Genomic DNA, 23,464 nt, shown 5'->3' on the forward strand with positions numbered 1-23,464 from the left:
CAACCGCGCCGGAACGGCCCGTCCGCGCGATCGTGATCGCCGATCGCGCAGGCGCGCGGTCCCCGCCACCGTCAGCTGCGCAGCAGCGCCGAGAAGATGCGGTCCATGTGCTCTTCGAGATAGATCTGCAACCAGATCGTGTAGCGGTCCGGGTGCCGGGTGATATCGGCCGCCAGATCATAGAGCCCCACCCATTTCGTCTCGACGATCTCGACCGGATCGGGCGCGAGCGCCATCCCCACCCGCCCATAGGCCAGGTAGATGTCCACCACCTCGTGCTCGGTCAGACCGTCGCCCACCTCGGCGCGGTATTCGATGCGGTCGGCAAAGGCGGGATAAAGCCCGCGGATGCCCAATTCCTCGCGCAGGCGGCGAATGGCGCAATCCTCGGGGGCCTCGTTCCAATGGGGATGGGTGCTGACGGAATTCGACCACAGACCGGCGGAATGGAACTTCCCCGGCGCCCGACGCTGGATCAGCGTCTTCTCCCCGTCCATGACGAAAACCGACACGGCGCGATGGCGCAGGCCTTCGGTATGGACTTCCAGTTTTTCTACAGGGGCCAGCCTTCCGCCGACCCACGCCGGAACCAGATCCGTCATAATGCTGCCCAAGCCGGATGATGCCCCAACCCCATTGGGCGCCGGGGAAATCTTCGCGTCACTTGGGCAGCTTGCCGCTGGGGCGGCTTGCCGCAGGAGTTGCGTCATTCACTCGGAAACCGGAAATACGCGTCAGGACAGGGGCTTGTCCGCCGGCGGCGTGTTCTCGGCCCGGCGCGCCAACTCGGCGCGGTACAGCGCGACAAAGTCCACCATGTCCAGGTTGAAGGGCGGGAAGCCGCCGTCGCGGGTCACGTCCGACACGATCCGGCGCACGAAGGGGAACAGGATGCGCGGGCATTCGATCATGAGGAACATGTGCAATTGCTCCTCGGGGATGCCCTCGACGTGGAAGATGCCGGCATAATCCACCTCGAGCAGATAGAGCGGCGCATCATCGGTCTTGTTCTTGGCGGTCACCTTGAACCGGGTGATGACCTCATATTGATGCTCGGCCGGGCGCTTGCGCGCATCCAGGCTGACCTGCACCTGCATCTCGGGCTGGACCTCGGCCGAGCTGAGCCCCTTCTGCGCGACCACGTTCTCGAAGGACATGTCGCGGACGTATTGCGCCAGGACGCTCATCTTGAGCTGCGGCGCCTGCGGCGCGGGTTGCTCGGACATTAGGTCTTCTCCTCGGAATTCTGTTCGCCGAAAGTCTTAGCAGCCCGTTTCCGGCCTCTCAATGGCGTGTCCACCCCGAAGACCCGTCCGAGGGGCGTTTTGCATCCCCGTCGGGGTCGATCTCGGTGAAATCGCCCTCGATCACGTCGCCTTGCGCGCGATTGCGCGGGGTGTCGGGCCCCGCTCCGGGCGCCCCCGGCCCCATACCCGGCCCCGGCCGCGCCGAGCCATAGGTGGCAAAGACGATCCCCCCCGACTCGATGCGCCGGGCGATCGACTTCATCAGCGCCGCGCGCACGCCGGGGATCAGCAGCAGAAGGCCCACCGTGTCGGTGAAGAACCCCGGCGTCAGCAGCAGCGCGCCGGCAAACAGGATCATCGCCCCATGCGCCAGCGGTGCCGTCGGGTCGCGCAGCTCGGCCATGGAACGGTTCAGATCCGCCAGCGCCTGCGCGCCCTGGCTGCGCATCAACACGGTGCCGGCCAATGCGGTCAGGATGACGATGCCGATCGTGGGCCACAGGCCGATCAGGCCGCCCACCTGGATGAAAAGCGCGATCTCGATGACCGGAACCGCGACGAAGGCAGCAAAAAGCCACATGCGGCGTCTCCCTCCCCTGCGCAAGCGCCCTTTGTCGGGCGGTGGACTTGATCCTGCCCTTATCCTACATAAGTCGGGTCGAGCCAAGCCGCCCCGCCCCGCGCGCGTCGGGTTGCCGCGCATCGCAACGCACAGGACCATGCCCCATGTCGAACGCTCTCATTCAGCTCATCGTGCTGGCCGCCGTGGCGATCTTCCTGATCCTGCGGCTGAAAAGCGTGCTGGGCACGCGCGACGGCTTCGAACGCCCGGCCAAGCCGATGCCGATGCCCACCGACCGCGCCCCGGCCCGCGACTTCGAGGTGATCGAGGGCGGCCCCGATCCCGACATCATCGACCATGTGGACGAGAACAGCCCCGCCGCCGAGGCGCTGGCCGCGATGAAACGCACCGAGCCCGGCTTTTCGGTGGGCGACTTCCTCAAGGGGGCGCGCGGCGCTTATGAAATGATCCTGATGGCCTTCGAGAAGGGCGAGCTGGACGGCGTGCGCCGGTTCCTGGGCCCCGAGGTTCTGGAGGCCTTCGAACAGGTGGTCAACGCCCGCGCCGAGCAGGGGCTCAAGGTCGACTCCGAATTCCTGGGCCTGCGCGAGCTGACCCTCGAGGATGCAAGCTTCACCCCCGCCGACGGCCTGGCCGAGATCACCGTGCGCTTCCAGGGCGAGCTGGTGTCGGTGGTGCGCGACGCCGAAGGCAACGTGGTCGAGGGCGACCCCAAGGCGGTGCGCAAGCAGCGCGACATCTGGACCTTTGCCCGCCGCATGGGCGCTTCGGACCCGAACTGGCAACTGGTCGCCACCGGCGGCTGACCTTGGGGGATGGACGCCGCCCTTCCCCTTGCGTCGGCACGGGTCCGGCCGATCGCCCCAGCCGCGTGGCCGGGACGGGCGATCGCGCCGCCTGACGTCGGGCGGCACGCGGCCTTGCGCGGCACCCACGCCGGGGATCGCGTCGGGGATCGCACCAGGGGTCGCACCGGCCCGCAGGTGCCGTGATGAGCGGGCAAGGGCGCAAGAAGCGCAAGCTGTCTTCGGCGGAACGCGATCTCTGGGCGCGGGTTGCGGCTTCGGCCACGGCGCTGCCGGCAGATGCGCGCAACGCCGGCGATCTGCGCCCGTCCGAGGATCTGCCCGATCCGCCCCTTCCCGCATCCCCGCCCGCCGGAGCCGCCCGTCCGCCCGCCGCGCGCGTGCCGGAAAAGGATCCGCCCCGCCTGGCCGCCTTTTCCCAGCGCATCCCCGCCCCCGAGCCGCGCCCCGAACCACGGTTGCGCGTCGATCTGGCCGGTGCACCGGCCGAATGGCTGGCCGAGGCGCCCGTGCGCATGGACCGCAAGACGCATCAGAAGATGGCGCGCGGGCGGTTGGCGCCCGAGGCCCGGATCGACCTGCACGGCATGAGCGTGGCGCAGGCCCATCCGGCGCTGATCCGCTTTGTCTCGGGGGCGCATGCGCGCGGGCAGCGGCTGGTTCTGGTCATCACCGGCAAGGGCCGGCGCGACGGCGACCCCGGCCCCTTGCCCACGCGGCCGGGCGTGCTGCGCGAACAGGTGCCGCATTGGCTGCATCTGCCGCCGCTTTCGGGGTTGGTGCTCCAGGTCAGCTCGGCCCATGCCCGCCACGGCGGCAGCGGCGCCTATTACGTCTATCTGCGCCGCCCCGGAACGCGCTGAACCGGCACGCGCTGAAGACAGGCACGCACGGAACGGGGCCGATCAGGGCGTCAGCCCCACCATGCCCCCCACCGGCGACAGCACGATCCGGGTCGCGTCGCGCACCGTCAGCACCACGCCCGGCACCAGCCCCGTCCGCCCCGAGGCCTCGGTCGCCAGCGCCGCATTCAGCTCGCCCCCATGCTTGAGCAGCGCCAGCAGCGCCGGCGAATTGCCCGGCGTGAAATGCCCGTCGCCCGAGGAATAGGCCCCCACCTCGACCACCGTCACCGGCAGATCGGCCACGCGCTCGACATCGCTGAGGTTGCCCAGACGCTCGCCCTCGCCCGACAGCCGCGAGGCCAGCTGCAACGCCCGGTCACGCTGCGAGGTGAAGATGACGAAGGGCCTGGGCAGCCAGCCCGCCCGCAGCGACTGCGACCGGAACAGGTCGACATCGAGATCGGGCGAGATCAGCACTACCCCCGAGATCCGCCGCAAAAGCGCGTCATCCCCCTGGAGCGAGATCTGGCGCAGCACCTCCATCGTCAGCGCCGAGCCCATCGAATGCGCCAGGATCACCACCCGCCGCGCGCCCGCAGCCCGCAATTCGCGCAACAGCCCCTCGAAGCCATCGCGCGAGACCATCATCGAATCGCGGTCATAGGCATAGCCCATCACATGCGCGCGCGAGGGCCAGGCGTAATGCACGAAGACGCCGGGCAATTGCAGGTCATGGGCCAGCTGCGCCATGCGATAGACGCCCTCGGCCATGGTGTTGTTGAAACCGTGGACATAGATCACCGCCTCGCCGCCGCGCGCGGCCAGCGCCTTTGAAAGGCTGGCGCGGAAGGCGGGCGCGGCCGGATAGACCTGCGCGTCGCCCAGAACGAAATGGCGTTCGGGATCGGCCGGACGGCCGCGCGCAGGCACCGGGATCTCGCCGGGGGCGCGGTCGCGCGGCACCTCGACGTCAAAGCGCGCATAGCGCAGCCGCGGCGCCCGCTTCCACGAGAAGGGCTCGCCCGTCTCGGGATCGGGGGCGCGGGTCGTGCCCACGAAAACCGGCACCTCCGCGCTTTCGGGCGCCCCGTTCTGCCCCCCGTCTTGCCCCGCGTCACGCGCGGCCTCGGGGACCATGCGAAACTCGGCCCGCGGCGAACAGGCCGCCGCCAGGACCACGATCAGAACCACCAGAATGCTGCGCCGCATGCCCCCTCCGCGCCGGGATGACCCGCGCGAAAGGTTAGCCGCCCCCGCCCCCCCTGACCAGTGGCCGATCAGAGCACGTAGCGCGAAAGATCGGTCGAGCGGGACAGATCGCCCAGATGCTTCTCGACAAAGGCCGCATCGACCGTCACCCCTTCGCCGGTGCGGTCGGGCGCGGTGAAGGACAATTCCTCGAAGACGCGTTCCATCACCGTATAAAGCCGCCGCGCGCCGATATTCTCGACGCTCTGGTTGACCTCGGCGGCGATCCGCGCCAGCGCCGCGATGCCCTCGTCGGTGAAGGTCACGGTCACCTCCTCGGTGGCCATCAGCGCCGTATACTGGCGGGTAAGCGCATTGTCGGTCTCGGTCAGGATGCGGACGAAATCCCCCTCGGTCAGCGGCTTCAGCTCGACCCGGATCGGCAGCCGGCCCTGAAGTTCGGGCAGAAGGTCCGAAGGCTTGGCGATATGGAACGCCCCCGAGGCGATGAACAGGATATGGTCGGTCTTGACCGGCCCGTGCTTGGTCGAGACGGTCGTGCCCTCGATCAGCGGCAGCAGGTCGCGCTGCACCCCCTCGCGCGAGACATCGGCGCCGCGGGTCTCGGCGCGGGCGCAGACCTTGTCGATCTCGTCGATGAAGACGATCCCCGATTGCTCGACCGCCTCCATCGCCGCGGCGCGCACGGCCTCGTCATCCAGCAGCTTGTCGGCCTCCTCCGACACCAGAACCTCGTGGCTTTCGGCCACGGTCAGCTTGCGCCGCACCCGGCGCCCGCCGAAGGCCTTGAACAGATCCCCGAGGTTCATCATCCCCGCGCCCCCGGCGCCCGGCGGCTGGCCGGGAATGTCCATCATCGGGAAATTGGGCGCGGGCTCGGCGACCTCAAGCTCGATCACGGTGTCGTCCAGATCGCCCTGGCGCAGCTTCTTGCGGAACATCTCGCGCGTGCCCTCGCGCGCATCCGTGCCCGCCAGCACCTCGATCACGCGATCCTCGGCGGCCTTTTGCGCACGGGCGCGGACCTCCTCGCGCATGCGGGCGCGGGTCTCGACCATCGCCGCTTCGGCCAGGTCGCGGATGATCTGCTCGACATCGCGGCCGACATAGCCGACCTCGGTGAACTTGGTGGCCTCGACCTTGAGGAAGGGCGCGCGCGCCAGCTTGGCCAGGCGGCGCGAGATCTCGGTCTTGCCGACGCCGGTCGGGCCGATCATCAGGATGTTCTTGGGATAGACCTCCTCGCGCAGGTCATCGGGCAGTTGCTTGCGCCGCCAGCGGTTGCGCAGGGCCACGGCGACGGCGCGCTTGGCCTCGGCCTGGCCGATGATGAAACGGTCGAGTTCCGAGACGATCTCGCGCGGGGTGAGGTTGGTCATGGATCACTCCGGATAGGGCGGCAGGCGGTGCTTGCCGGGAAAATCGGGAAGCGCGCGCATCAGACGCGCGCGCAGGTCGGTCCAGAAGGTGCCGGTGGCGGTGAGAACGGCGCCCAGCGCGATCAGGATGGCGGCCCATTGCCCGGTCGAGCCGGAGCCGTCGCCCATCACCACCCAGACGACCAGCGCCCCCACCCACAGGATGCCCGCGGTCAGGAAGGACCGCCGGTCGATCACCAACGCCAGAAGCGTCATCACCGCCAGCACCGCGGCCAGCGCCGCCATGCCCGCGCCGGTGCCCATGTTGTAGAAGGTCACCGCGCCGGTGTTGACCAGCGCCGGCGCCGCCAGCAGATGCAGCCAGAAGGCGGTGGCCGAATGCCGGCCCAGCCGGTGCGGGTCTTTCATGTCAAAGCGCATCCCCGCGGCAAGGGCCGCCAGCCCGAAGCCCAGCGTGGCCAGGCCGAAGGCCGGGTTGGCGCGCAGGTCGAACAGGGCGCCGGTGCCATTGAGCCCGATCGCCATGATCGACTGCGCCGAGGCCGTCAGCGTATAGGTCAGCGCCAGCGCCACCGCGCCCAGAACGAACATGGTGAAGGGCAGCCGAAAGCGCTGAAACCACGCCCACAGCCCCGCGATCGTGGCGATCTCGGCTGCGGCCAGGACGGCGCGTTCGGGCAGGTCGAACAGGGTGGCCAGCGTGCCCCCCATCAGGAAGACCGAGGCCGCGAAGGCCCCCACCAGCAGCATCGAGGGCAGGTTCATCCGCCGCTTCAGCGTGAAATAGCCCCCCATCCACCAGGCCAGGGCAGCGGTGACGCCCGGCACCGTCACCAGCGCGCCGGCGCCGGTGAACAGGGTCATCATCACCCCCACCCCGGAAAACAGGATCGCCAGCCCGACCGAGATGAAGATCTCGGCAAAGCCGCGGAAGAACTCGAAGGGTTCGTCGTCGGGGCCCATGGCGGCGCGTTGGCCGGCGCGGGCCTCGGACAGCGCCTGGGTCGAGGCCGCCTGGGCCTCGGTCAGGATGCCGGCGGCAACGGCGGCGCGCAGATCCTCGCGGGTCAGCTCAGCCACCGATCACCTCCACGGTCAGGTTGCCGTTGGTGTAGACGCAGATGTCGGCGGCAATGGCCATGGCCTTGCGGGCCACGGTCTCGGCGTCGAGATCGGTCTCCATCAGGCCCCGCGCCGCGGCCAGCGCGTAATTCCCGCCCGAGCCGATGGCGGCCACGTCATGTTCGGGTTCCAGCACGTCGCCCGCGCCGGTGATGACGAAAAGATCCGCGCCGTCGGTCACGATCAGCATGGCCTCGAGGTTGCGCAGATACTTGTCCAGCCGCCAATCCTTGGCCAGTTCCACGCAGGCGCGGGCCAGCTGCCCCGGCGCGGCCTCGAGCTTGCGCTCAAGCCGGTCGAGCAGCGCGAAGGCATCTGCGGTGGACCCGGCGAACCCCGCCACGATCTCGTGGCCGCCGGGCGCAAGGCGGCGCACCTTCCGGGCGGTGCCCTTGATGACGGTCTGGCCCAGGCTGACCTGTCCGTCGCCCGCCACCACGACCCGTCCGCCCTTGCGCACGCCGATGATGGTGGTGCCATGCCAGCCGGGGAATTTGTCGTCGGCCATCTTAACCCTCCCGTGTTCGTGTCCATATTGGGGCCGGACGGGCAAGGTGCAAGGCGGCGATCCGCCCCGGCGCGGCGCGGGCCCAACGCAAGACGCCCCCGCAAGGGGGGCGTCGGCGGTCTTCGTGCTGCGGGGAACGGCGCTCAGATCGAGGCGTCGATCCAGCTTTTCAGCGCGGCTTTCGGCGCGGCGCCGACCTTGTTGGCCACCACTTCGCCGCCCTTGAACAGGAACAGCGCCGGGATGCCGCGCACGCCCAGCATCGCCGGGCTGTCGGGGTTTTCGTCGACGTTGATCTTCACGATCTTGACCTTGCCGGCATATTCCCCGGACAGCTCCTCGAGCGCGGGGCCGATCTGACGGCAGGGGCCGCACCATTCGGCCCAGAAATCGACGACGACGGGAATATCGGACTGGCGGACCTCGGCGTCGAAGGTCGCGTCGGTGACGGCTTGGGTGGCCATGACTTTCTCCTGCGGGAAACGGGTTGGCGGCAACGTAGGTCCGCCCCCCGCCTGCGTCAAGGCGAAGCGGCCCGCGCCAGCGCCGCCTGCATCAGCGCGCCCGGCAGCTCCATCAGCCGCGGCCCCGCTGTCCACAGCACGAAGCCCCGCACCACGCGCCCCGGATGCAGCCGGCCCAGCGCGGCGTGATAGGCCCCCATCTGGCGCAGGATGCCTTCGGGCACCGCCTCGGGCGTCGCGGAGAGTGCGGCATTGGTCTTGTAGTCCAGAAACAGCACCTCTGCCCCGGTCACGACCAGCCGGTCGATGGCGCCATGGATCGGCCCCAGCCCCGGCAGATCGGCCTGGATCGTGGCCTCGGCGATGGCCTCGGGCGCCAGAAAGGGCGCCATCTCCGGCAGGTCCAGCACCGCCTGCGCGGCCGGAAGGGCCGCTTCGGCGCCCAGCGCGCGCGCCAGCGCCGGCCACTCGGCAGGCGGGCAATCGGGCAGATGTTCAAGAAGTGCATGCACCCGGCTGCCGTGTTCCAGCGCCGCGTCCAGATCGCGCGCGCCCTGCGTGATACCGGGCAGGATCTTGGCGCCGCCCAGATCCGACGGCGACCGCACCACGGGCGGCGCCGGCGCGGGATCGGGGCGTGCGGCCACCCAGCCGGGCAGATCGACGGGCGGGGCGGACGGGGCGGCCTCGGCGGACATCGGCTCGGGCCAGTCCCCTTCGGCCAGCCGCAAGACCGGCCCCATGTCGGCCATCACATGATCGGGTTCGGACGCGGGCGTGGCCCCGGCCTGCGCCATGGCGCCTTCCACCGCGGCATACCAGCTGCCCGGACCGGTGTCGCGCGCGCCGGCCACGATCAGCCAGCTTTCGGCCCGCGTCATCGCCACGTAGAGAAGACGCTGATCCTCTTCCGCGCGCAACGCGATCTCGGCGGCCTTGCGGGCCAGGATCTCGGGCGGGCTGTCGGGGTTGGGCAGGCTCCAGAGCGGGGCGGGATCGCCGGGAACAGGCCCCAGCACCGGCCCCGGCGCATGCGCCCGGCGCAACCGCGTGTCGGGCAAAATGACCACCGGCGCCTCAAGGCCCTTGGCGCCATGCACCGTCATCACCCGGATGGCGCGGCCCGCACCCTCGGGGCGGCGCTTGACCTCGACATCCTCGGCTGCAAGCCAGCCCAGGAAGCCCGTCAGGCTGGGCACCTCGGCGCTCTCGAAGGCCAGCGCCTGCGCGACCAGCTCGTCGATGCCATCCTCGGCTTCGGGGCCCAGCCGCCCCAGAAGCCGCGCCCGCCCGCCATGCCGGGTCAGAAGGCGCTCGATCAGCTCGTAGGGGCGCAGGAAATCGGCTGCGTCGCGCAGATCGTGCAGGATCTCCAGCGCCGGGGCCGGGCCGCGGCGGCGCATCTCCTGCCACAGATAGCCGGCCCGGGCCTCGGAAAAGGGCGGATCGGCATCGGGGCGGCGCGCAAGCGTGAAGAGATCGCTCTCCGACAGCCCGAAGAGCGGCGCGCGCAAGGCCTCGGCCAGCGACAGGTCATCCTCGGGCGTGGCCAGGAATTTCAGCGTCGAGGTGATGTCGCGCACCGCAAGTTCGGCGCCCAGCTTGAGCCGGTCGGCCCCGGCGATGGCCAGCCCCTGCTGCTTGCAGGCGCGGATCAGTTCGGCAAAGAGCACCCCCTTGCGCCCCCGCACCAGGATCAGCACGTCGCCCTCGTGCAGGGGCCGCGGCCCGTCGCGGGTGGGAATGGCGGTGCCTGCGTCGATCATGCGCCGGATCTCGCGCGCGACGGACTGGGCCAGGACGACCTCGGGGTGGTCGCTCTCGGGGCGGTCGATCGGGGTGGTCCAGTCGTCGGTGTCCTCGGCGGCGGCGGCGGCCGGGATCGCGGGCCACAGATCCACCCGGCCGGGGCTGGCGTCGAAGAACGCCCGGTGGCGCGTGGGCCCGCCCAGGCCCGCCTCGGCGCCGGGGCCGAAGGTCAGGTCGACCACGCGCAGGACCGCGGGCGCCGAGCGGAAGGAATATTCCAGTTCCAGCCCCTGCATCGGCCGCGCGGCCTGCGCGAAGCGGTCGGCGAAATGCGCCCGCATCGCCTCGAAGGCGCGCAGATCCGCCCCCTGGAAGGAATAGATCGACTGCTTGCGATCCCCCACCACGAACAGCGTGCGCTCCCCCCCACGCGCGCCTTCGCCGGCGGTGAATTCCGCCGCCAGCCGTTCGATCACATGCCATTGCGCGGGGCTGGTGTCCTGGGCCTCGTCGACCAGGATATGGTCGATCCCCCCATCCAGCCGGAACAGCACCCATTGCGCCATCGAGGAGTGCGACAGAAGCCGCCCCGCGCATTCGATCAGGTCATCGAAATCCAGCCATCCGCGCGCGGCCTTGTGCGCGGCCACCCGCGCCAGATATTCCCCGGCCAGGGCATGGAGCGCATGGGCACGGGTCGCCGCCAGAAGCGCCAGCCGGCGCGGACGCGCGGCCTCGGTGCGCAGCATCAGCCCCTCAAGCGCGTCCATCAGCGGCGCCGCGGCGCCATTGGCTGTGGCCTTGGTCGGGAATTTCCCGATCTTGGCCGTGAAGGGCGCCTTGGACTTCTCGCCGTAGAGCAGGACATTTTCCAGCACCGCCTGCGTCTCGGGCGCGGGGATCGCAAGACCGCGCAGGCGCGCCGCGGCCTTGGTGTCGCTGGCCCCGCCCGTGTCGAGCGCGGCGCAGAGCTTGTCCAGAAGATCGGCCTCATTGCCCAGGAACACCTCGGCCAGAAGCGCCGGCATGTCAAAGCCCGGCGGCAGACCGAATTGCGCCAGCGCCGCATCGCGCGACAGCGGCGCGGCAAAGGCGGCGCGGTGGGCTTCGATCCCGGCCAGCAGCGCCGAGAAATCATCCCCCCCCAGAAAGGCCGCGACGCCGGCGATCAGATCGGGGCGGTCCTCGGCGATCTCCTCGAGGATCTGCGCGCGCAAAAGCGCCGCCGACCGCTCGTCGAGTTCGACGAAATCATGCGACACACCGGCCTCGAGCGGAAAGCGCCGCAAAAGCGCGCCGCAAAAGGAATGGATCGTCTGGATGCGCAGCCCGCCCGGCGCCTCGATCGCCTGGGCAAAGAGCCTGCGCGCCTGGGCCAGTTGCGCGGGCACCACGACCTCGCCCAGCCGGTCAAGCTGCGCGGCCAGCGCGTCGTCGGGCAGCATCGCCCATTCCCCCAGCCGCGCCAAGAGCCGGTTCTGCATCTCGGCGGCGGCGGCCTTGGTATAGGTCAGGCACAAGATCTTCTGCGGCTCGGTCCCGCCCAGGAGAAGCCGCGCCACCCGGTCGGTCAGCACCTTGGTCTTGCCCGAGCCGGCATTGGCCGCCACCCAGGTGGAAAGGCCCGGAGCGGCGGCCTGGCGCTGGCGCTCGGAGGCGGGATCGGGGGCGGGCCGGGGCGTGGAACGGAGCGGGGAACGGGGCGGGCTCATCCCACATCCTCCTGCCGGGGCAGGTCGCTCGGCTCCCATTCGCCCAGCCGCGAGAGGTGGTCATAATCCGACACATCGGTGTCCTTCATCAGCGCGCGGCGGGCGGTGAAGCCCTGATCGGGCGCCAGATAACGCGCGATCAGGCGCGACAGCCCCTCCCAGGTTTCCCGCAGCTCCTCGGGGGTCAGGGTGTGGCAGGTCTCGCCGCCCGCGCCGCCCAGCGCGACATGGCTCACCGCCGCCACCTCGGTCACGCCCAGCGCGCCGAAAGCCCCGCGTTCGACCAGCCCCGCGGTTAGCGGCAATTGCTTGTCATAGGTGTCGATCTGCTTGCGGCTGGGCACGCGGCCGCTCTTGTAGTCGAAGACATGTGCGCGCCCATCGTTCAGAAGGTCGATGCGGTCGGGCCGCGCGGTCAGCCGAAAGCCAAGCCCCGGCAGATCGAGCCCCCCGCCCTGCTCGATCACGACGGGGCGCCCACGGGCGGCGCGCGCGGCCTCGTCGGCGGCGAACCCGGCCGACAGGCGTTCCAGACGCGCCAGCCACAGCCGCCGCGGCAGCGCCCAGGCGACGTCGGTCTCCAGCACCTCTTCAGCGGTCGCCATCAGCCGCGCGGCGGCGGTCTCGGCGGTCTCGGTCTCGGGGCGGGCGCGCAGGAACATCTCGACGATGCGGTGCAGCACCTCGCCGCGCAGCCCCGCGTCCGGCTCGGGGCGCAAGGGGTCGAGCGGGCGCAGACGCAGAACCTCGCGCGCATAGACGGCATAGGGGTCGCGGATCAGCCGCGCGATGGTGGTGACGGGCAATTCGCGCGGGCGCGCGGCCAGCGGCGGACAGGGCTTGGGTCGCGGCGCCAGTTGCCGGGCCGCGGGCGGAAGCGCCGCGATCTCGGCCGCCTCCAGCGCGCGGGCCCGCGCCAGCCATGTCTGACCGCGCGCGCGCATGGCCTCCAAGGCCGCCGCGCCCCCCTGATCGGGCAGCCCCTGCATGAGGTTCGTCAGCCGGTTGAGCCAGCGTGCCGGCACGCATTCGCTGTCGCCATCGCGCAGCGCCCGCGACAGGATCACCTGCGGCGCGGCCACGGCCTGCTGGAAGTCATGCGCGGCCAGGCCCACCTGCCGTTCGGGCAGGGTCAGCCCCAGATCGAGCCGCATCTTCCGGCTGAGCCAGGGATCGGGGGCGGGCGGCGCGGGCCAGCTGCCTTCGTTGAGCGCGCCCAGCACCACCAGATCGGCCGAGAGCGCCCGCGCCTCGAGCGTGCCGCGGATGACGATGCGCGGATCGACCTCGGCCACCGCCGAGATGCGCCCCTCGGCCAGCAGCCCGCCCAGAAGATCGCCGTATTGGCGCGGTGCAAGCACGCCCGCCGCATCGGCCTCGGCGGCCAGCGCATCGAGAACGGCGCGCGTCTCGGCCCCGCCCTCGCGCGCCCAGAGCCCCGAGGCCGCGACATCCCCGCCGGGGCCCGCGGCCAGCGCCTCGGTCACGCGCAGATGCAGGCCGATGTGGTCGGCCAGCGACGCCTCGGCCGCCGTCTCCAGCTCGGCCAGCGCGTCCAGGAACCACGCCGCCCAAGGCGCGCGCACCTCGGGGTCGCGCGCGATCCAGGGCGCAAGCGTCGCCGGCGCGGGAAAGGCCACGCCACGGCGGCGCATCCACAATTCCAGCTCGCGCGTCAGCCGCAGATGCGGGCCGCGCATGTCCGCCCCCGTCGCCGTCAGCGGATGCTTGAGCAGGATCAGGAGGGGCTCGGGCTCGAGCGGGCGGCCCATCAGCCCGGCGACATGGCGCAGAAGCCGGCCCGGCGGCGACAGATCGAGCGGCAGGCCCGCGCTGTCGTCGGGCCGCAGCCCCCAACGATCCAGCGCCGCCGTCACCCGCCGCGCCAGCACCCGGTCGGGCGTGACCAGCGCCGCGCGCCGCCCCTCGGCCAGCGCACCGCGCAGCGCCAGCGCGATCGCCAGCGCCTCGTGGCGGGGGTCAGGCGCCTCGATCAGGCTCAGCCCCGCAGCGCCTTCGGGCAGATCGTGCAGCCCCGCCCCTTCGGCGCGCCAGCGGTCGGTGACGGGCGCGGGCCGCAGCGCCAGCGACACCAGGCGGTTGCGCGCGCGGCTGACCTCGGGCGCGGGTGCCCAGGGGCGCACCGCCTCGGGGCCAAGCCCCATCTCCGACAACAGCGCCGCGGCGCGGTATTGCGGGTGATCCTCGGCCGGAACCGGGCCCGCGGCCAGATCCGCCCAGAGCGCGGCGGGCATCTCGAAATCGAAGCCCGGCAGGACCACCGCCCCCTGCGGCAGCCCCGCGACCAGCCGCAAGAAGCCCGCCGTCGTCCCGCGCGAGCCGGTCGAGCCCACCACGATCATCGGGCCCTGCGGCGGCGCCTGCGTCCAGCGCGCGCGCAAGGCATCCAGCACGGCGCGGGCGCGCGCGGCCGGAACGGGCGCGGCCTCGGGATCGAAGAAGCGCGCCACCAGCCGCACGAAAGCCAGGCTGCGCTGCCAGTGGATCGCGTGGCTCTCGGCGATCTCGAGGCGCTCGAAGGCTTCGGGGGGGACGCCCTCGTCATGCATCTCGGCCATGAGCCGCGCCAGCGACCGCGCCAGCGCGAAAAGCCCGCTTCCGGGCGCGAAATCGGGCAGGCGGCGGTCCATGTCGGCGATCAGCGCGGCCAGCTCCAGCTCGCGCCGCAGCGCGGGCACCGCCGGCACGATGCCCGGCAGCGGCCAGTCGGCCAGATCCGTCACCAGCCCCAGCCGCGGCAGATATCCGTCACCCAGGCGGGCCGACAGTGCGGCCGCGATCTCGCGACGCATCCGCCCGGCATTGGCAAAGATGCGCACGCGGGCCATGGCCTCGGGGGGCTGGCCGGCCATGCGCGCGATCAGCCCATCGGCGAAGCGGGCGGCAAAATCGGCCCCCGGCGGCAGCGCAAAGAGACCGTTATCCATCGCCCGCCCCTTCGTGAAGCCCCGCCCCTTCCCGAAGCCCCGATCCTTCCCGAAGCCCCGGTCCTTCCCGAAGCACCGCCTCGGCCAGGGGGATCGCCTCGGGATAGCCCACGTCGCACCAGCCGCAGGGCAGGACCAGCCCGCGCGCCCGCCCTTGCGCGATCAGCCGATCCCAGTGGCGGTTGAGCGAGAAGGCCGCCTCGGGGATGTCCTCAAGGCCCGCCGGGTCCACGATCTGCGCGCCGGTATAGACGAAGGGGCCGCCGCGGATCAGCCGCCCCTGCCCGTCCAGCCCGAAATCCCCCGCGCCGCGATAGCCGCGCGCCTGCGCCGCCGGCACCAGCCCCAGAAGCGCGCCCGTTCCCTGCATCCAGGCGGCGTCGAGGCAGGTCAGCGGGTTGGGCCCGGTCCAGACAGCATCGGTGTTGAGCGTGAAGACCGGCCCCGCGCCCAGAAGGGGCCGCGCCGCGCGCAGCCCGCCGCCGGTCTCGAGGATCACCTCCTCGTGCCGGATGTGCAGATCACGCCCCGCCAGATGCGCCGCGATCTGCGCGCCCCGGTAATGCGTGTTGACCACGATCGGCGCCGCACCGGCCCCCGCCGCCAGATCCAGCGCATGATCGAGAAGCGCGCGGCCCGCGACCTCGATCAGGGGTTTGGGGCGATCGGCGGTCAGATGACGCATCCGCGTCCCGAAGCCTGCGGCGAACAGCATCAGCGGGCGGGGCATCGGGCCTTGATCCTTTCGCACAGATCGGGCGTGGGGGCGGGCAGCGCGGCCACCACCACGGCACGCAGATCCGCCAGCGCGGGATGGTCGAGATTGCGCATCAGCTGCGCCCAGACCCGCGGCATCAGATCGACATAGCGGGGCTTGCCCGCCTCGCGGCAGAGCCGCGCAAAGACCCCCAGGATGCGCAACGCCCGCTGCGCGCCCAGCGCGGCATAGGCGCGGTCGAACGCCACCCCGTCGAGCCCGCGCGCGGTCACGTATTGCGCCCGCACTGCGGCCTCGATGGCGGCGGGCACATCGCGGCGCGCGTCTTGCAGGACCGAGACCAGATCATAGGCCGGATGCGCGGCAACCGCGTCCTGGAAATCGAGCAAGCCCAGCCGCGCCGCGCCTTTCCGCGCAGGCAGCCAGATCAGGTTTTCGGCGTGGAAATCGCGCAAGGCACAGACCGACGGCAGGCCATCATCGGCGCAGGCCTCGGCCACGCGGGCCGCCAGTTCGGGCACACGGGCGGGGGCGCCGGCCGCGGGCAGGTAATGGCTTTCGATCAGCCCCACCAGATCGGCCAGCGCCGGGGCATCGAGCCGCGGCAGGAAGGCGGGCGCGGGGCGGGCGTGCAACTCGAGCAGGAAAACACCGATCGCGTGATAGAGATCGCCCTCGCGCGCGGGATCGGCCGCCACCAGCCGCGCGATCAGATCGTCGCCCAGATCCTCGAGCAGGAGAAGCCCGTCCCCGGGCGCGCGCGCCAGCACCCGCGGCGCGGAAAACCCCTGCGCCAGAAGCCAGTCGCCCACGCGCAGGAAACGCGCCACCTGATCGGTGTCGCCCGGCGGCACATCCATCAGCACGGCGCGCTGGCCGGCGAGGTCCAGCCGCTCATACCGGCGCGCCGAGGCATCGCCCGCAAGCGGGCTGCGCCGCGCCCCCCCCCAGCCGGCCTTCGCCAGAAAGGCCGCGATGGTCGCCGCCCGGCTCATGGCGTGCCCCCGTCCAGACGCGCCGCCCAGCGCGGATCGTCCGAGGACAGGCGGGCGGTGCGGCTGTCATCGGGGGCGGCGGACAAGGCGATGGACAGCGCCCCCGCGGGCGCCAGATCGCCCAGCCGGTCGGGCCATTCGATCAGGCAGATCGCGCTGGCAAAGGCATCTTCGAGGCCCAGCTCGACCAGCTCGTCGGAATGGGTCAGCCGGTAGAGATCGGCGTGCCAGATCTCGCAGCCCGCGACCTCGTAGACCTGCACCAGGGTGAAGGTGGGCGAGGGGATATCCTCGACCCGGCCCTCGACTTCCAGACGCGCGGCGATGCAGGCGCGCGCCAGGTGGCTCTTGCCGGCGCCGATCGGCCCGGACAGAAGCACCACGTCCCCCGGCGCCAGAAGGCTCGCCAGACGGCGCCCGAAGGCGGCGGTGGCCTCGGCATCGGGGAAATGAAGCGCGGTCTCGAAACGGGGCATGGGCAATCACGGGGGGCGGATGTCGGCCCGGATTGTGACCGCTTGGCCGCGCCATCGCAAGGCCTGCCCCGAACGCGCCCCCAGAACCGGCCCCCCGAACGCCCCCAGAACCGAAAACGCCCGCCGGGAGAAACCGGCGGGCGGGCAATCTAAGGCGCAGAGGGCCGGATCAGGCGCGCATCTCGGCCAGCATCTGCGGCGGGCGCGGCGGCACGATGGCCAGCGCCGCATCGGGCAGGGTGAAGCTGGCCAGCGTAGCCCCCCCCGACAGCGGCACGAAGCGGCACAGAAGACGGCGGCCGTCGCGCAGATGGGTCTCGGCGCTCCAGCCCTGACGCTCGCCCATGCGGTGGGCGAAGTCGCGCACATCCGACCAGATCCCGGAGCGTTCGCATTTCTCCGACCAGGTGCGGGTGGCATCGAACACCGTCACCTGTCCCAGCGCGGTGCCGGGGTCCGACCCCCACAGCCGGGCATAGGCGGCGTTCGAATTGACCAGCTCGCCCGAGGGCAGGAACACCGCCACCGCCTGATCGAGCGCATCGAGAACCTCCTGGCCCATCTCGATCTCGGCGTGGAACCGCTGGGTCAGCGACACCTCGGCGGTGATGTCCTCGAACAGGAAGGCCACGGCCCCGTCGGGGTGCGGACGCCCGGTCACGCGGTAGGTCTGCCCCCCCGGCAGCGACCAGGTCTCGACGTGGTGGCCCGCCGCGGCGGCCTGTTCGAGCACGGTCATCTGCTGGCGCCAGCTGCGGTAATCCTTGGGTTCGGGCATCATCCGCGCCTCGCGCAGACGGTCGAGAAAGGCATAGAGCGTGGGCCGCGCCGACAGGAAATCCGCCCCCAGCTGCATCAGATCGACCAGCGCGGGGTTGAACAGCTGAAGCTGGCGCTGACGGTCGAAGATGGCCAGGCCGATCGGCAGGTCGGCAAAGGTCTTGGTCAGCGTCTGGACGAATTCGCGCAGCGCCCGTTCGGCCCGGACCGTGGCGTCGGCCGGCAGCGCGAAATAGAGCCGCGCGCCCTCGGGCAGGTCGTAGCTGTGGCATTCGAACCACGAGGGTTTGTCGTCGATGCCCGGAATGGTGGTGCGGCGCGGCCCGTTGCCCTTGGCGGGCGGCAGGTCGAACAGCTTGGGCAGCGGCCAGGTCACCACATCATCGGGATTGTCGAGCGCATTGGTGCGCAGGATATAGGCGCGGTTGGCCCAGACCACGACACCTTCGGCATTCTCGCGCCAGGCCAGCACCGGCAGGCGGTCAATGGTGCCGCGCAGCTGCGACAGCTCGTCCTCCATCGCGCGGTGGCTGAGGCTGTCGACCAGCACGCCATGCCCTTCGGCGTCGGGATCGACCAGGGTGATGCGGGCCAGCCCGTTCATGTCCTCGGCGCGCAGTTGCAGCGGCGCACCACCATGCGGGCCGGGCAGACCGATCATGTCGATGCGCCCGCGATCGGCCAGCGTGGACATGGTGGCGACGAAATCGGCAAAGCGCGGCACCAGAAAGGCCGACAGGCGCGACCAGTCGGTCGGCCCCATCGGCGCGGCATCCAGAAGCGCGCGGGCCGGTGCGGTGGCATCGACCAGCATCTCGTCGTCGAAGAGAAAGACGATCTCGTCGAGCGGGGGCCGTTCGGCGGTGGAAACGCCCCGCTTCCCGCTGCCCATGCGCAAGGCCACCAGCATCAGCGCCAGAAGCGCCGAGCCGACGGAACTACCCACAACGACGAGTGCCAGTGTCCAGGTTTCAAACATCACCGATCGCTCCCCTGATCCTGAGATCAGCATCGGTGATATTGGTTAATCCGCCGTTAAACCCCGTTACGAAAAGCGAAAGGCCGGTATACCGAAGCCGGCGCGGCCCGCCCTGACGCGGTCAGGACAGGATCGGGACGTTCTCGCCCAGCGCGCCCTCGGGGGCGATCAGACGGTCGGCGGGCCAGACCACCGCGACCACCGCGCCCTTGCGCACCGGCCCCGTATCATCCGGCCCGCGCCAGCCTTTTCCGTTGGAAAAACTGATACTTGCCCCCGTCCGCTCCAGCAGGGTCTTGGCGATGAACAGGCCCAGCCCCATGCCTTCGTATTCCGGCCGCTTGCCGCGTTCGGTCTCGGGCCGGCGCGCGGACAGGAAGGGGTCGCCAATGCGGTTGATGACCTGCGGCGCATAGCCCGCGCCATCGTCGCAGACGCGCACCAGAAGGTGTTCCGAGGTCCACTCGGCTTCAACCCAGACGGTCGAATCGGCAAAGTCGACGGCGTTCTGGATAAAGTTCCTTAACGCGTGGATAATCTCGGGGAAGCGATAGATCACGGGCTGCCGCTCGGGGCCGCCCGGCGCGGGGCAGGCGTCGAACAGGATGTCCTTGCCGCGGTCCAGATGCGGCTCGGCGGCCTCGCGCAGGACCGCCATGACGGGGGCGGTGCGCAGATGCAGGTCGTCCTTGCCCGCCCGCCCCATCGACCGCAGGATGTCGCGGCAACGGTCGGCCTGATCGCGGATCAACTCTGCATCGGCGCAAAGTTCGGGCCGGTCCTCAAGCTCGTCGGCCAGCTCGGCCGAGACCAGCTTGATCGTGGCCAGCGGCGTGCCCAGCTCGTGCGCGGCGGCCGCGACCACGCCCCCCAGATCGGTCAGCTTCTGCTCGCGCGACAGCGCCATCTGCGCGGCCAGCAACGCATCCGACATCGAATGGATCTCGGAGGAGACGCGGCGCGCATAAAGGCCCAGAAACAGCACCCCGATGACGATGGCCAGCCAGAAGCCGAATGCGAAAATCTCTGGCACTTCAATCGCTTCGCCGGATCGCGTCAGAATCGGGCTGTCGGTGAAACCCAGAACCGAGACCATGGTGATCGTGGCCAGCCCCACCGCAATGGCCGAGCGCGTCTGCAAGGCCGCCGCGGCGATGGTCGCGGGCGCCAGGATCAGCAGCGCAAAGGGGTTGTTGAGGCCCCCCGTCAGCGCCAGAAGCAGGGCCAGCTGCGCGGTGTCGAACAGCAGCATCCCCATCGCCTCGGTCTCGGTCAGGCGGCGGTTCTCGGGAAACAGCGACGAGGCCGCGATGTTGACCGCGATCGCCGCCCCCACGACCACCAGACACAGGTCGAGCCGCAGCGCGATGTCATAGAACAGATAGGCCACGATGATCGCCGCGATCTGCCCGGTGATCGCCCCCCAGCGCAACAGGATCAGCGTGCGCAGACGAACCCAGTCGGAATGGGTCTCGCGCTGCGGGGAAAGCGTAGGTGTCATGGCAATGTCTCTTTTCTGCGCACTTGGCATTGATAGTCCCTGCCAATTGCGCAATCAATTCACCGATGCCGCGCATGGGCGGCAGATCCGCGTAGGAGGGGCAGAGGTGCCTATCCCCGCCAGACAGGCCGCCATCGCGGCCGCCGTTGTTGCGATCGCGGGCCTCGGGGTTGCCGGTTACGCCGTGATGCGTCCCGCACCGGACATGTTCGCGCAATGCCGCGTGGACGGGCGGCCGGCACCGATCGGGGGGCCGTTCACGCTGACCGACGAGACCGGACGCAAGGTCACCGACCGCGATGTCATCACCGGGCCGACGCTGCTTTATTTCGGCTATACCTTCTGCCCGGATGTCTGCCCCATGGACAACATGCGCAATGCGCTGGCGGTGATGGCGCTGGAAGACAGCGGGCGCATGGTGACGCCGGTGTTCATCTCGGTCGATTCGGGGCGCGACACGCCCGAGACCCTGCGCCAGTTCACCGATGTGATGCATCCGCGGATGATCGGGCTGACCGGCACGCCCGAACAGGTGAAGGCGGCCTCGAAGGCCTATCGCACCTTCTACCAGATCCGCGACCCGGAGGACGAGTATTACCTGATCGACCATTCCACCCAGACCTATCTGGTGTTCCCCGAGCTTGGGTTCGTGGAGAATTTCGATCGGGATGTCGAAGCCGAGGACATGGCGGCGCGCGTGGCCTGTTTCGTGGATGCCTGGACGGCATCGCAAGCGGCAAAGACCGCACCGGCGGGGCAATAGGCACCATAGCGCGCGGTTATGTCACAGGAAAAATTGACCAGGGCCGCCCGACGGCCTAGAAGCAAGGATAAACGCAATGCGAGGGGTGGAGATGGCTGAGGAAGATTTCGCGGAACTGGGTCCCGACCGTTCCCTTCTGCTGGTCGATGACGACGTTCCCTTTCTGACCCGGCTGGGACGCGCGATGGAAAAGCGCGGCTTCATCACCCAGACGGCGGAAACCGTGGCCGCGGGCAAGGCGGCCGTTCAGGCCAACCCGCCGGCCTATGCGGTGATCGACCTGCGGCTCGAGGATGGCAACGGGCTCGACGTGGTGGAGCTGCTGCGCGAGAAGCGCCCGGATGCGCGCATCGTCGTGCTGACCGGCTATGGCGCGATCGCCACCGCCGTGGCCGCGGTCAAGATCGGCGCGACGGATTACCTGTCGAAACCCGCCGACGCCAATGACATCACCAATGCGCTGCTGGCGCGGGGCGAGACCCTGCCGCCCCCGCCCGAGAACCCGATGTCGGCCGACCGCGTCCGCTGGGAGCATATCCAGCGCGTCTACGAGCTGTGCGACCGCAACGTGTCGGAAACCGCGCGCCGGCTCAACATGCACCGGCGCACGCTGCAACGCATCCTGGCCAAGCGCAGCCCGAAATGAGGCGCGCGCCCGCGGGCGCATGACGGAACGCAGAAATGCAAGGGGCCCCGCCACGCCGGCAGGGGCCCCTTTTTCATGCGCCGGTCCGCTCGGGCCGTCTCGGGCCGTCAGACGCCGGTCGGGCGGATGACGAATTCCACGCGGCGGTTCTGGGCCCGGCCTTCCTCGGTCAGGTTCGAGGCGATGGGCTGATCCTCGCCGCGGCCATAGGCGACCACACGGCCCGCGTTCACGCCCCCGTCGATCAGCACCCGCGCCACCGAATTCGCGCGCGCCTGCGACAGGTTCTGGTTGTAGCTGGCCGAGCCGGTGTTGTCGGTATGGCCGATCACCTCGACCCGCGTGTCGGGATAGCGGTTGAGGCTGCCGGCCAGCGTATAGATGTCGCGCGTCAGATCGGGCCGCAGCGTCGCGGAATCGGTGGCGAACAGCACGTCCTGGGGCATGGTCACGACCAGCTCCGAGCCGGTGTTGACCACGCGCACCCCGTCGGTGCCGATATCGCGGCGCAGCTCCGCGGCCTGGCGGTCGAGATCGGCGCCGATGGCGCCGCCGATCAGCCCGCCCACCGCCGCGCCGGCGATGCCCTTGGTCAGCCGGTCGTCGCCGGGACGCGTGGCGCCGAACAGGCCGCCCAGAAGCGCCCCCGCAACCGCCCCCGATTGCGCGTTCGACGGTCCGGTGCCGCTGGGCGTGCCCGAACCGTAAGGATCGGTGCAGGCGGCAAGGGTCAGGCTGGCAAGCGCCAGCGCAAGGGGAAATTTCGGGTTCATCAATGCCTCTTCGCAGCTTGCCTCGTCACGGCGCGCTCTGGTGGCGCGCGCATCGGGGGCAATATAGCGCGTTCGCGGGCAGATGCCGCATCCCGCGTGCATCACGCGCGGATTTCTGCCCAAGGGCGGGCGAATGGGCGGGTGGGGGCTCAGGCCGTGGGGGCCTCGGCGCGCGCGCCCTCCCAGGCCAGAAGCGCGCGCTTGACCCCCAACCCCCAGTGATAGCCGCCCAGCGCCCCGGTGCCGCGCAAAACACGGTGGCAGGGAATGAGAAAGCTGACCGGATTGCGCCCGACCGCGGTGCCGACGGCGCGCGCCGCGCCCTTGCGGCCGATGGCCTCGGCCAGGGCGGCATAGCTGGTCGCCCCGCCCGCGGGGACGCGCAAGAGCGCCTCCCAGACCTTGATCTGGAACGGCGCGCCAAGGACATGGAGCGGGGCCGGACCGCCGCGGGCCCCCATCGCCGGGCCCAGCGCCGCCTTGACCCAGGGTGCGATCTCGGCCGGTGCCTCGCGCAGCCGCGCGGCGGGCCAGCGCCCGGCCAGATCGGCAAAGGCGGCCTCGGGGCCGGTTTCGGCCGCGAAGGCCAGCCCCGAGATCCCGAGATCGCTGGCCATGACCAGCGCCGGGCCGAAAGCGGTGTCGAACCAGCCCCAGCGCAAGCACAGCCCGGCGCCCGCGCGCGCGGCCTGGCCGGGCGACATCGCCTCCCAGCGCAGGAAGAGATCATGCAGCCGCCCCGGCCCCGACAGCCCCGCCCCCTGCGCCACCTCGACCAAGGGCACCCCCGCCGAGGCCAGCGCACGGGCATGCCCAAGCGCCAGATATTCCTGATATTTCTTGGGCGACACACCGGCCCAGGCCGAAAAGACACGCTGGAAGTGCGCAGGGCTCATGCCCAGATCAGCGGCCAGACGCGCCAGCGGCACCGGCGCGCCTTCGTGGGCATCCAGCGCGCGGATGGCACGGGCAATCACCTGGTAATGATAGCCGTCCTCGGCGGGGGCGGGGGGCGCGTCGGGCATCGGGGGGGGCGTCGGCATCGGCGGGTCCGGTCTTCTGATGGGATGGTCGTGTCGCGGGGTGATCTTGTCGCGGGGGTGGGCAGGCTCAGGCTAGCCCAGCCGCCGCGCCCGCGCGACCCGATCCTTGCGCATTCGCCCCAAACCGCGACACGCGCCCCCGCCCCCGATCAAGGGGCCAGCCATCCGTCATCGTGGTGGCGCGCGCGGACACGGCTCAGCTCGATGGCGCCGTGCTC

General features: G+C 70.6%; 21 protein-coding genes. 4 read left to right on the forward strand and 17 right to left on the reverse strand.

Features of this window, described 5'->3' with window-relative positions; all coding sequences use genetic code 11:
* Window positions 1-71: 71 nt before the first annotated feature.
* The 3 genes from BW949_RS03520 to BW949_RS03530 all read right to left on the reverse strand — a co-directional run bounded on the left by BW949_RS03520 (window position 72) and on the right by BW949_RS03530 (window position 1,827).
* Window positions 72-602, reverse strand: a complete 531-nt coding sequence (locus tag BW949_RS03520) for an isopentenyl-diphosphate Delta-isomerase (protein WP_076363499.1) — start codon at window positions 600-602, stop codon at window positions 72-74.
* 132 nt (window positions 603-734) lie between these two features.
* Window positions 735-1,226, reverse strand: a complete 492-nt coding sequence (secB, locus tag BW949_RS03525; RefSeq protein WP_076363500.1) for a protein-export chaperone SecB — start codon at window positions 1,224-1,226, stop codon at window positions 735-737.
* 58 nt (window positions 1,227-1,284) lie between these two features.
* Window positions 1,285-1,827: an FxsA family protein gene (locus BW949_RS03530; RefSeq protein ID WP_076363501.1), complete on the reverse strand. Its 543-nt coding sequence runs from the start codon at window positions 1,825-1,827 to the stop codon at window positions 1,285-1,287.
* A gap of 146 nt (window positions 1,828-1,973) precedes the next feature.
* On the opposite strand from BW949_RS03530, the gene BW949_RS03535 reads away from it, so the two are divergent.
* Together BW949_RS03535 and BW949_RS03540 are read left to right on the forward strand one after the other, a co-directional pair.
* Window positions 1,974-2,636, forward strand: a complete 663-nt coding sequence (locus BW949_RS03535; protein ID WP_076363502.1) for a Tim44/TimA family putative adaptor protein — start codon at window positions 1,974-1,976, stop codon at window positions 2,634-2,636.
* 185 nt (window positions 2,637-2,821) lie between these two features.
* Window positions 2,822-3,499 (forward strand): Smr/MutS family protein, encoded by a 678-nt coding sequence (locus tag BW949_RS03540; RefSeq protein ID WP_076363503.1) that lies wholly within the window; start codon window positions 2,822-2,824, stop codon window positions 3,497-3,499.
* 42 nt (window positions 3,500-3,541) lie between these two features.
* Here the strand turns inward: BW949_RS03540 and BW949_RS03545 are convergent, their stop codons facing one another.
* The 12 genes from BW949_RS03545 to regB form a co-directional block, all read right to left on the reverse strand.
* Entirely contained in the window at window positions 3,542-4,690 is a 1,149-nt protein-coding gene (locus BW949_RS03545) for an alpha/beta hydrolase (protein WP_076363504.1), read from the reverse strand.
* Window positions 4,691-4,758: 68 nt separating this feature from the next.
* The gene (gene hslU, locus BW949_RS03550) at window positions 4,759-6,069 is read right to left on the reverse strand and encodes an ATP-dependent protease ATPase subunit HslU (protein ID WP_076363505.1); all 1,311 of its coding nucleotides are present in this window, start codon (window positions 6,067-6,069) and stop codon (window positions 4,759-4,761) included.
* 3 nt (window positions 6,070-6,072) lie between these two features.
* Complete coding sequence (locus BW949_RS03555) at window positions 6,073-7,149, reverse strand: hypothetical protein (protein ID WP_097176958.1); 1,077 nt, start codon at window positions 7,147-7,149, stop codon at window positions 6,073-6,075.
* Window positions 7,142-7,699: an ATP-dependent protease subunit HslV gene (gene hslV, locus BW949_RS03560; RefSeq protein ID WP_076363506.1), complete on the reverse strand. Its 558-nt coding sequence runs from the start codon at window positions 7,697-7,699 to the stop codon at window positions 7,142-7,144. The genes BW949_RS03555 and hslV overlap by 8 nt, the downstream gene beginning before the upstream one ends.
* A gap of 143 nt (window positions 7,700-7,842) precedes the next feature.
* Window positions 7,843-8,163, reverse strand: coding sequence for a thioredoxin (gene trxA / locus BW949_RS03565; protein ID WP_076363507.1), 321 nt, complete (start codon window positions 8,161-8,163; stop codon window positions 7,843-7,845).
* A gap of 56 nt (window positions 8,164-8,219) precedes the next feature.
* Window positions 8,220-11,624 carry a double-strand break repair helicase AddA gene (gene addA, locus BW949_RS03570; RefSeq protein ID WP_076363508.1) on the reverse strand — a complete coding sequence of 1,135 codons (3,405 nt, stop codon included), beginning with the start codon at window positions 11,622-11,624 and terminating at the stop codon, window positions 8,220-8,222.
* Window positions 11,621-14,572: a double-strand break repair protein AddB gene (gene addB / locus BW949_RS03575; RefSeq protein ID WP_076363509.1), complete on the reverse strand. Its 2,952-nt coding sequence runs from the start codon at window positions 14,570-14,572 to the stop codon at window positions 11,621-11,623. The genes addA and addB overlap by 4 nt, the downstream gene beginning before the upstream one ends.
* On the reverse strand, window positions 14,565-15,302 hold the full coding sequence (locus BW949_RS03580; RefSeq protein ID WP_076363510.1) for a nucleotidyltransferase family protein: 738 nt from the start codon (window positions 15,300-15,302) through the stop codon (window positions 14,565-14,567). Before BW949_RS03580 ends, addB begins: the two co-directional genes overlap by 8 nt.
* Window positions 15,287-16,285, reverse strand: coding sequence for an aminoglycoside phosphotransferase family protein (locus BW949_RS03585; protein WP_076363511.1), 999 nt, complete (start codon window positions 16,283-16,285; stop codon window positions 15,287-15,289). The genes BW949_RS03580 and BW949_RS03585 overlap by 16 nt, the downstream gene beginning before the upstream one ends.
* Complete coding sequence (gene tsaE, locus BW949_RS03590; RefSeq protein ID WP_076363512.1) at window positions 16,282-16,761, reverse strand: tRNA (adenosine(37)-N6)-threonylcarbamoyltransferase complex ATPase subunit type 1 TsaE; 480 nt, start codon at window positions 16,759-16,761, stop codon at window positions 16,282-16,284. Before tsaE ends, BW949_RS03585 begins: the two co-directional genes overlap by 4 nt.
* A gap of 169 nt (window positions 16,762-16,930) precedes the next feature.
* Window positions 16,931-18,520, reverse strand: a complete 1,590-nt coding sequence (locus tag BW949_RS03595; protein WP_076363513.1) for a PAS-domain containing protein — start codon at window positions 18,518-18,520, stop codon at window positions 16,931-16,933.
* 121 nt (window positions 18,521-18,641) lie between these two features.
* On the reverse strand, window positions 18,642-20,021 hold the full coding sequence (gene regB, locus BW949_RS03600) for a sensor histidine kinase RegB (RefSeq protein WP_076363514.1): 1,380 nt from the start codon (window positions 20,019-20,021) through the stop codon (window positions 18,642-18,644).
* Window positions 20,022-20,127: 106 nt separating this feature from the next.
* Between regB and BW949_RS03605 the strand changes: the two genes are divergently transcribed.
* Window positions 20,128-20,784: an SCO family protein gene (locus BW949_RS03605; RefSeq protein ID WP_076363515.1), complete on the forward strand. Its 657-nt coding sequence runs from the start codon at window positions 20,128-20,130 to the stop codon at window positions 20,782-20,784.
* Between the two features lie 91 nt (window positions 20,785-20,875).
* A complete protein-coding gene (locus tag BW949_RS03610) occupies window positions 20,876-21,430 on the forward strand; it encodes an ActR/PrrA/RegA family redox response regulator transcription factor (protein ID WP_076363724.1) in 555 nt (184 codons plus the stop codon).
* A gap of 107 nt (window positions 21,431-21,537) precedes the next feature.
* On the opposite strand, the gene BW949_RS03615 is transcribed toward BW949_RS03610, so the two are convergent.
* Window positions 21,538-22,206 (reverse strand): YiaD family glycine zipper/OmpA-like lipoprotein, encoded by a 669-nt coding sequence (locus BW949_RS03615; RefSeq protein ID WP_407947233.1) that lies wholly within the window; start codon window positions 22,204-22,206, stop codon window positions 21,538-21,540.
* A 146-nt stretch (window positions 22,207-22,352) separates the two neighbouring features.
* Window positions 22,353-23,228, reverse strand: coding sequence for a methylated-DNA--[protein]-cysteine S-methyltransferase (locus tag BW949_RS03620; protein ID WP_076363517.1), 876 nt, complete (start codon window positions 23,226-23,228; stop codon window positions 22,353-22,355).
* Window positions 23,229-23,464 lie beyond the last annotated feature (236 nt).

This window comes from Phaeovulum vinaykumarii (assembly GCF_900156695.1).
GTDB lineage: Bacteria > Pseudomonadota > Alphaproteobacteria > Rhodobacterales > Rhodobacteraceae > Bieblia_A > Bieblia_A vinaykumarii.

Coding starts and splice junctions, on each gene's coding strand:
- BW949_RS03520 (WP_076363499.1), bottom strand. CDS start 602: ATGACGGATCTGGTTCCGGCGTGGGTCGGCGGAAGGCTGGCCCCTGTA.
- secB (WP_076363500.1), bottom strand. CDS start 1,226: ATGTCCGAGCAACCCGCGCCGCAGGCGCCGCAGCTCAAGATGAGCGTC.
- BW949_RS03530 (WP_076363501.1), bottom strand. CDS start 1,827: ATGTGGCTTTTTGCTGCCTTCGTCGCGGTTCCGGTCATCGAGATCGCG.
- BW949_RS03535 (WP_076363502.1), top strand. CDS start 1,974: ATGTCGAACGCTCTCATTCAGCTCATCGTGCTGGCCGCCGTGGCGATC.
- BW949_RS03540 (WP_076363503.1), top strand. CDS start 2,822: ATGAGCGGGCAAGGGCGCAAGAAGCGCAAGCTGTCTTCGGCGGAACGC.
- BW949_RS03545 (WP_076363504.1), bottom strand. CDS start 4,690: ATGCGGCGCAGCATTCTGGTGGTTCTGATCGTGGTCCTGGCGGCGGCC.
- hslU (WP_076363505.1), bottom strand. CDS start 6,069: ATGACCAACCTCACCCCGCGCGAGATCGTCTCGGAACTCGACCGTTTC.
- hslV (WP_076363506.1), bottom strand. CDS start 7,699: ATGGCCGACGACAAATTCCCCGGCTGGCATGGCACCACCATCATCGGC.
- trxA (WP_076363507.1), bottom strand. CDS start 8,163: ATGGCCACCCAAGCCGTCACCGACGCGACCTTCGACGCCGAGGTCCGC.
- addA (WP_076363508.1), bottom strand. CDS start 11,624: ATGAGCCCGCCCCGTTCCCCGCTCCGTTCCACGCCCCGGCCCGCCCCC.
- addB (WP_076363509.1), bottom strand. CDS start 14,572: ATGGATAACGGTCTCTTTGCGCTGCCGCCGGGGGCCGATTTTGCCGCC.
- BW949_RS03580 (WP_076363510.1), bottom strand. CDS start 15,302: ATGCCCCGCCCGCTGATGCTGTTCGCCGCAGGCTTCGGGACGCGGATG.
- BW949_RS03585 (WP_076363511.1), bottom strand. CDS start 16,285: ATGAGCCGGGCGGCGACCATCGCGGCCTTTCTGGCGAAGGCCGGCTGG.
- tsaE (WP_076363512.1), bottom strand. CDS start 16,761: ATGCCCCGTTTCGAGACCGCGCTTCATTTCCCCGATGCCGAGGCCACC.
- BW949_RS03595 (WP_076363513.1), bottom strand. CDS start 18,520: ATGTTTGAAACCTGGACACTGGCACTCGTCGTTGTGGGTAGTTCCGTC.
- regB (WP_076363514.1), bottom strand. CDS start 20,021: ATGACACCTACGCTTTCCCCGCAGCGCGAGACCCATTCCGACTGGGTT.
- BW949_RS03610 (WP_076363724.1), top strand. CDS start 20,876: ATGGCTGAGGAAGATTTCGCGGAACTGGGTCCCGACCGTTCCCTTCTG.
- BW949_RS03620 (WP_076363517.1), bottom strand. CDS start 23,228: ATGCCCGACGCGCCCCCCGCCCCCGCCGAGGACGGCTATCATTACCAG.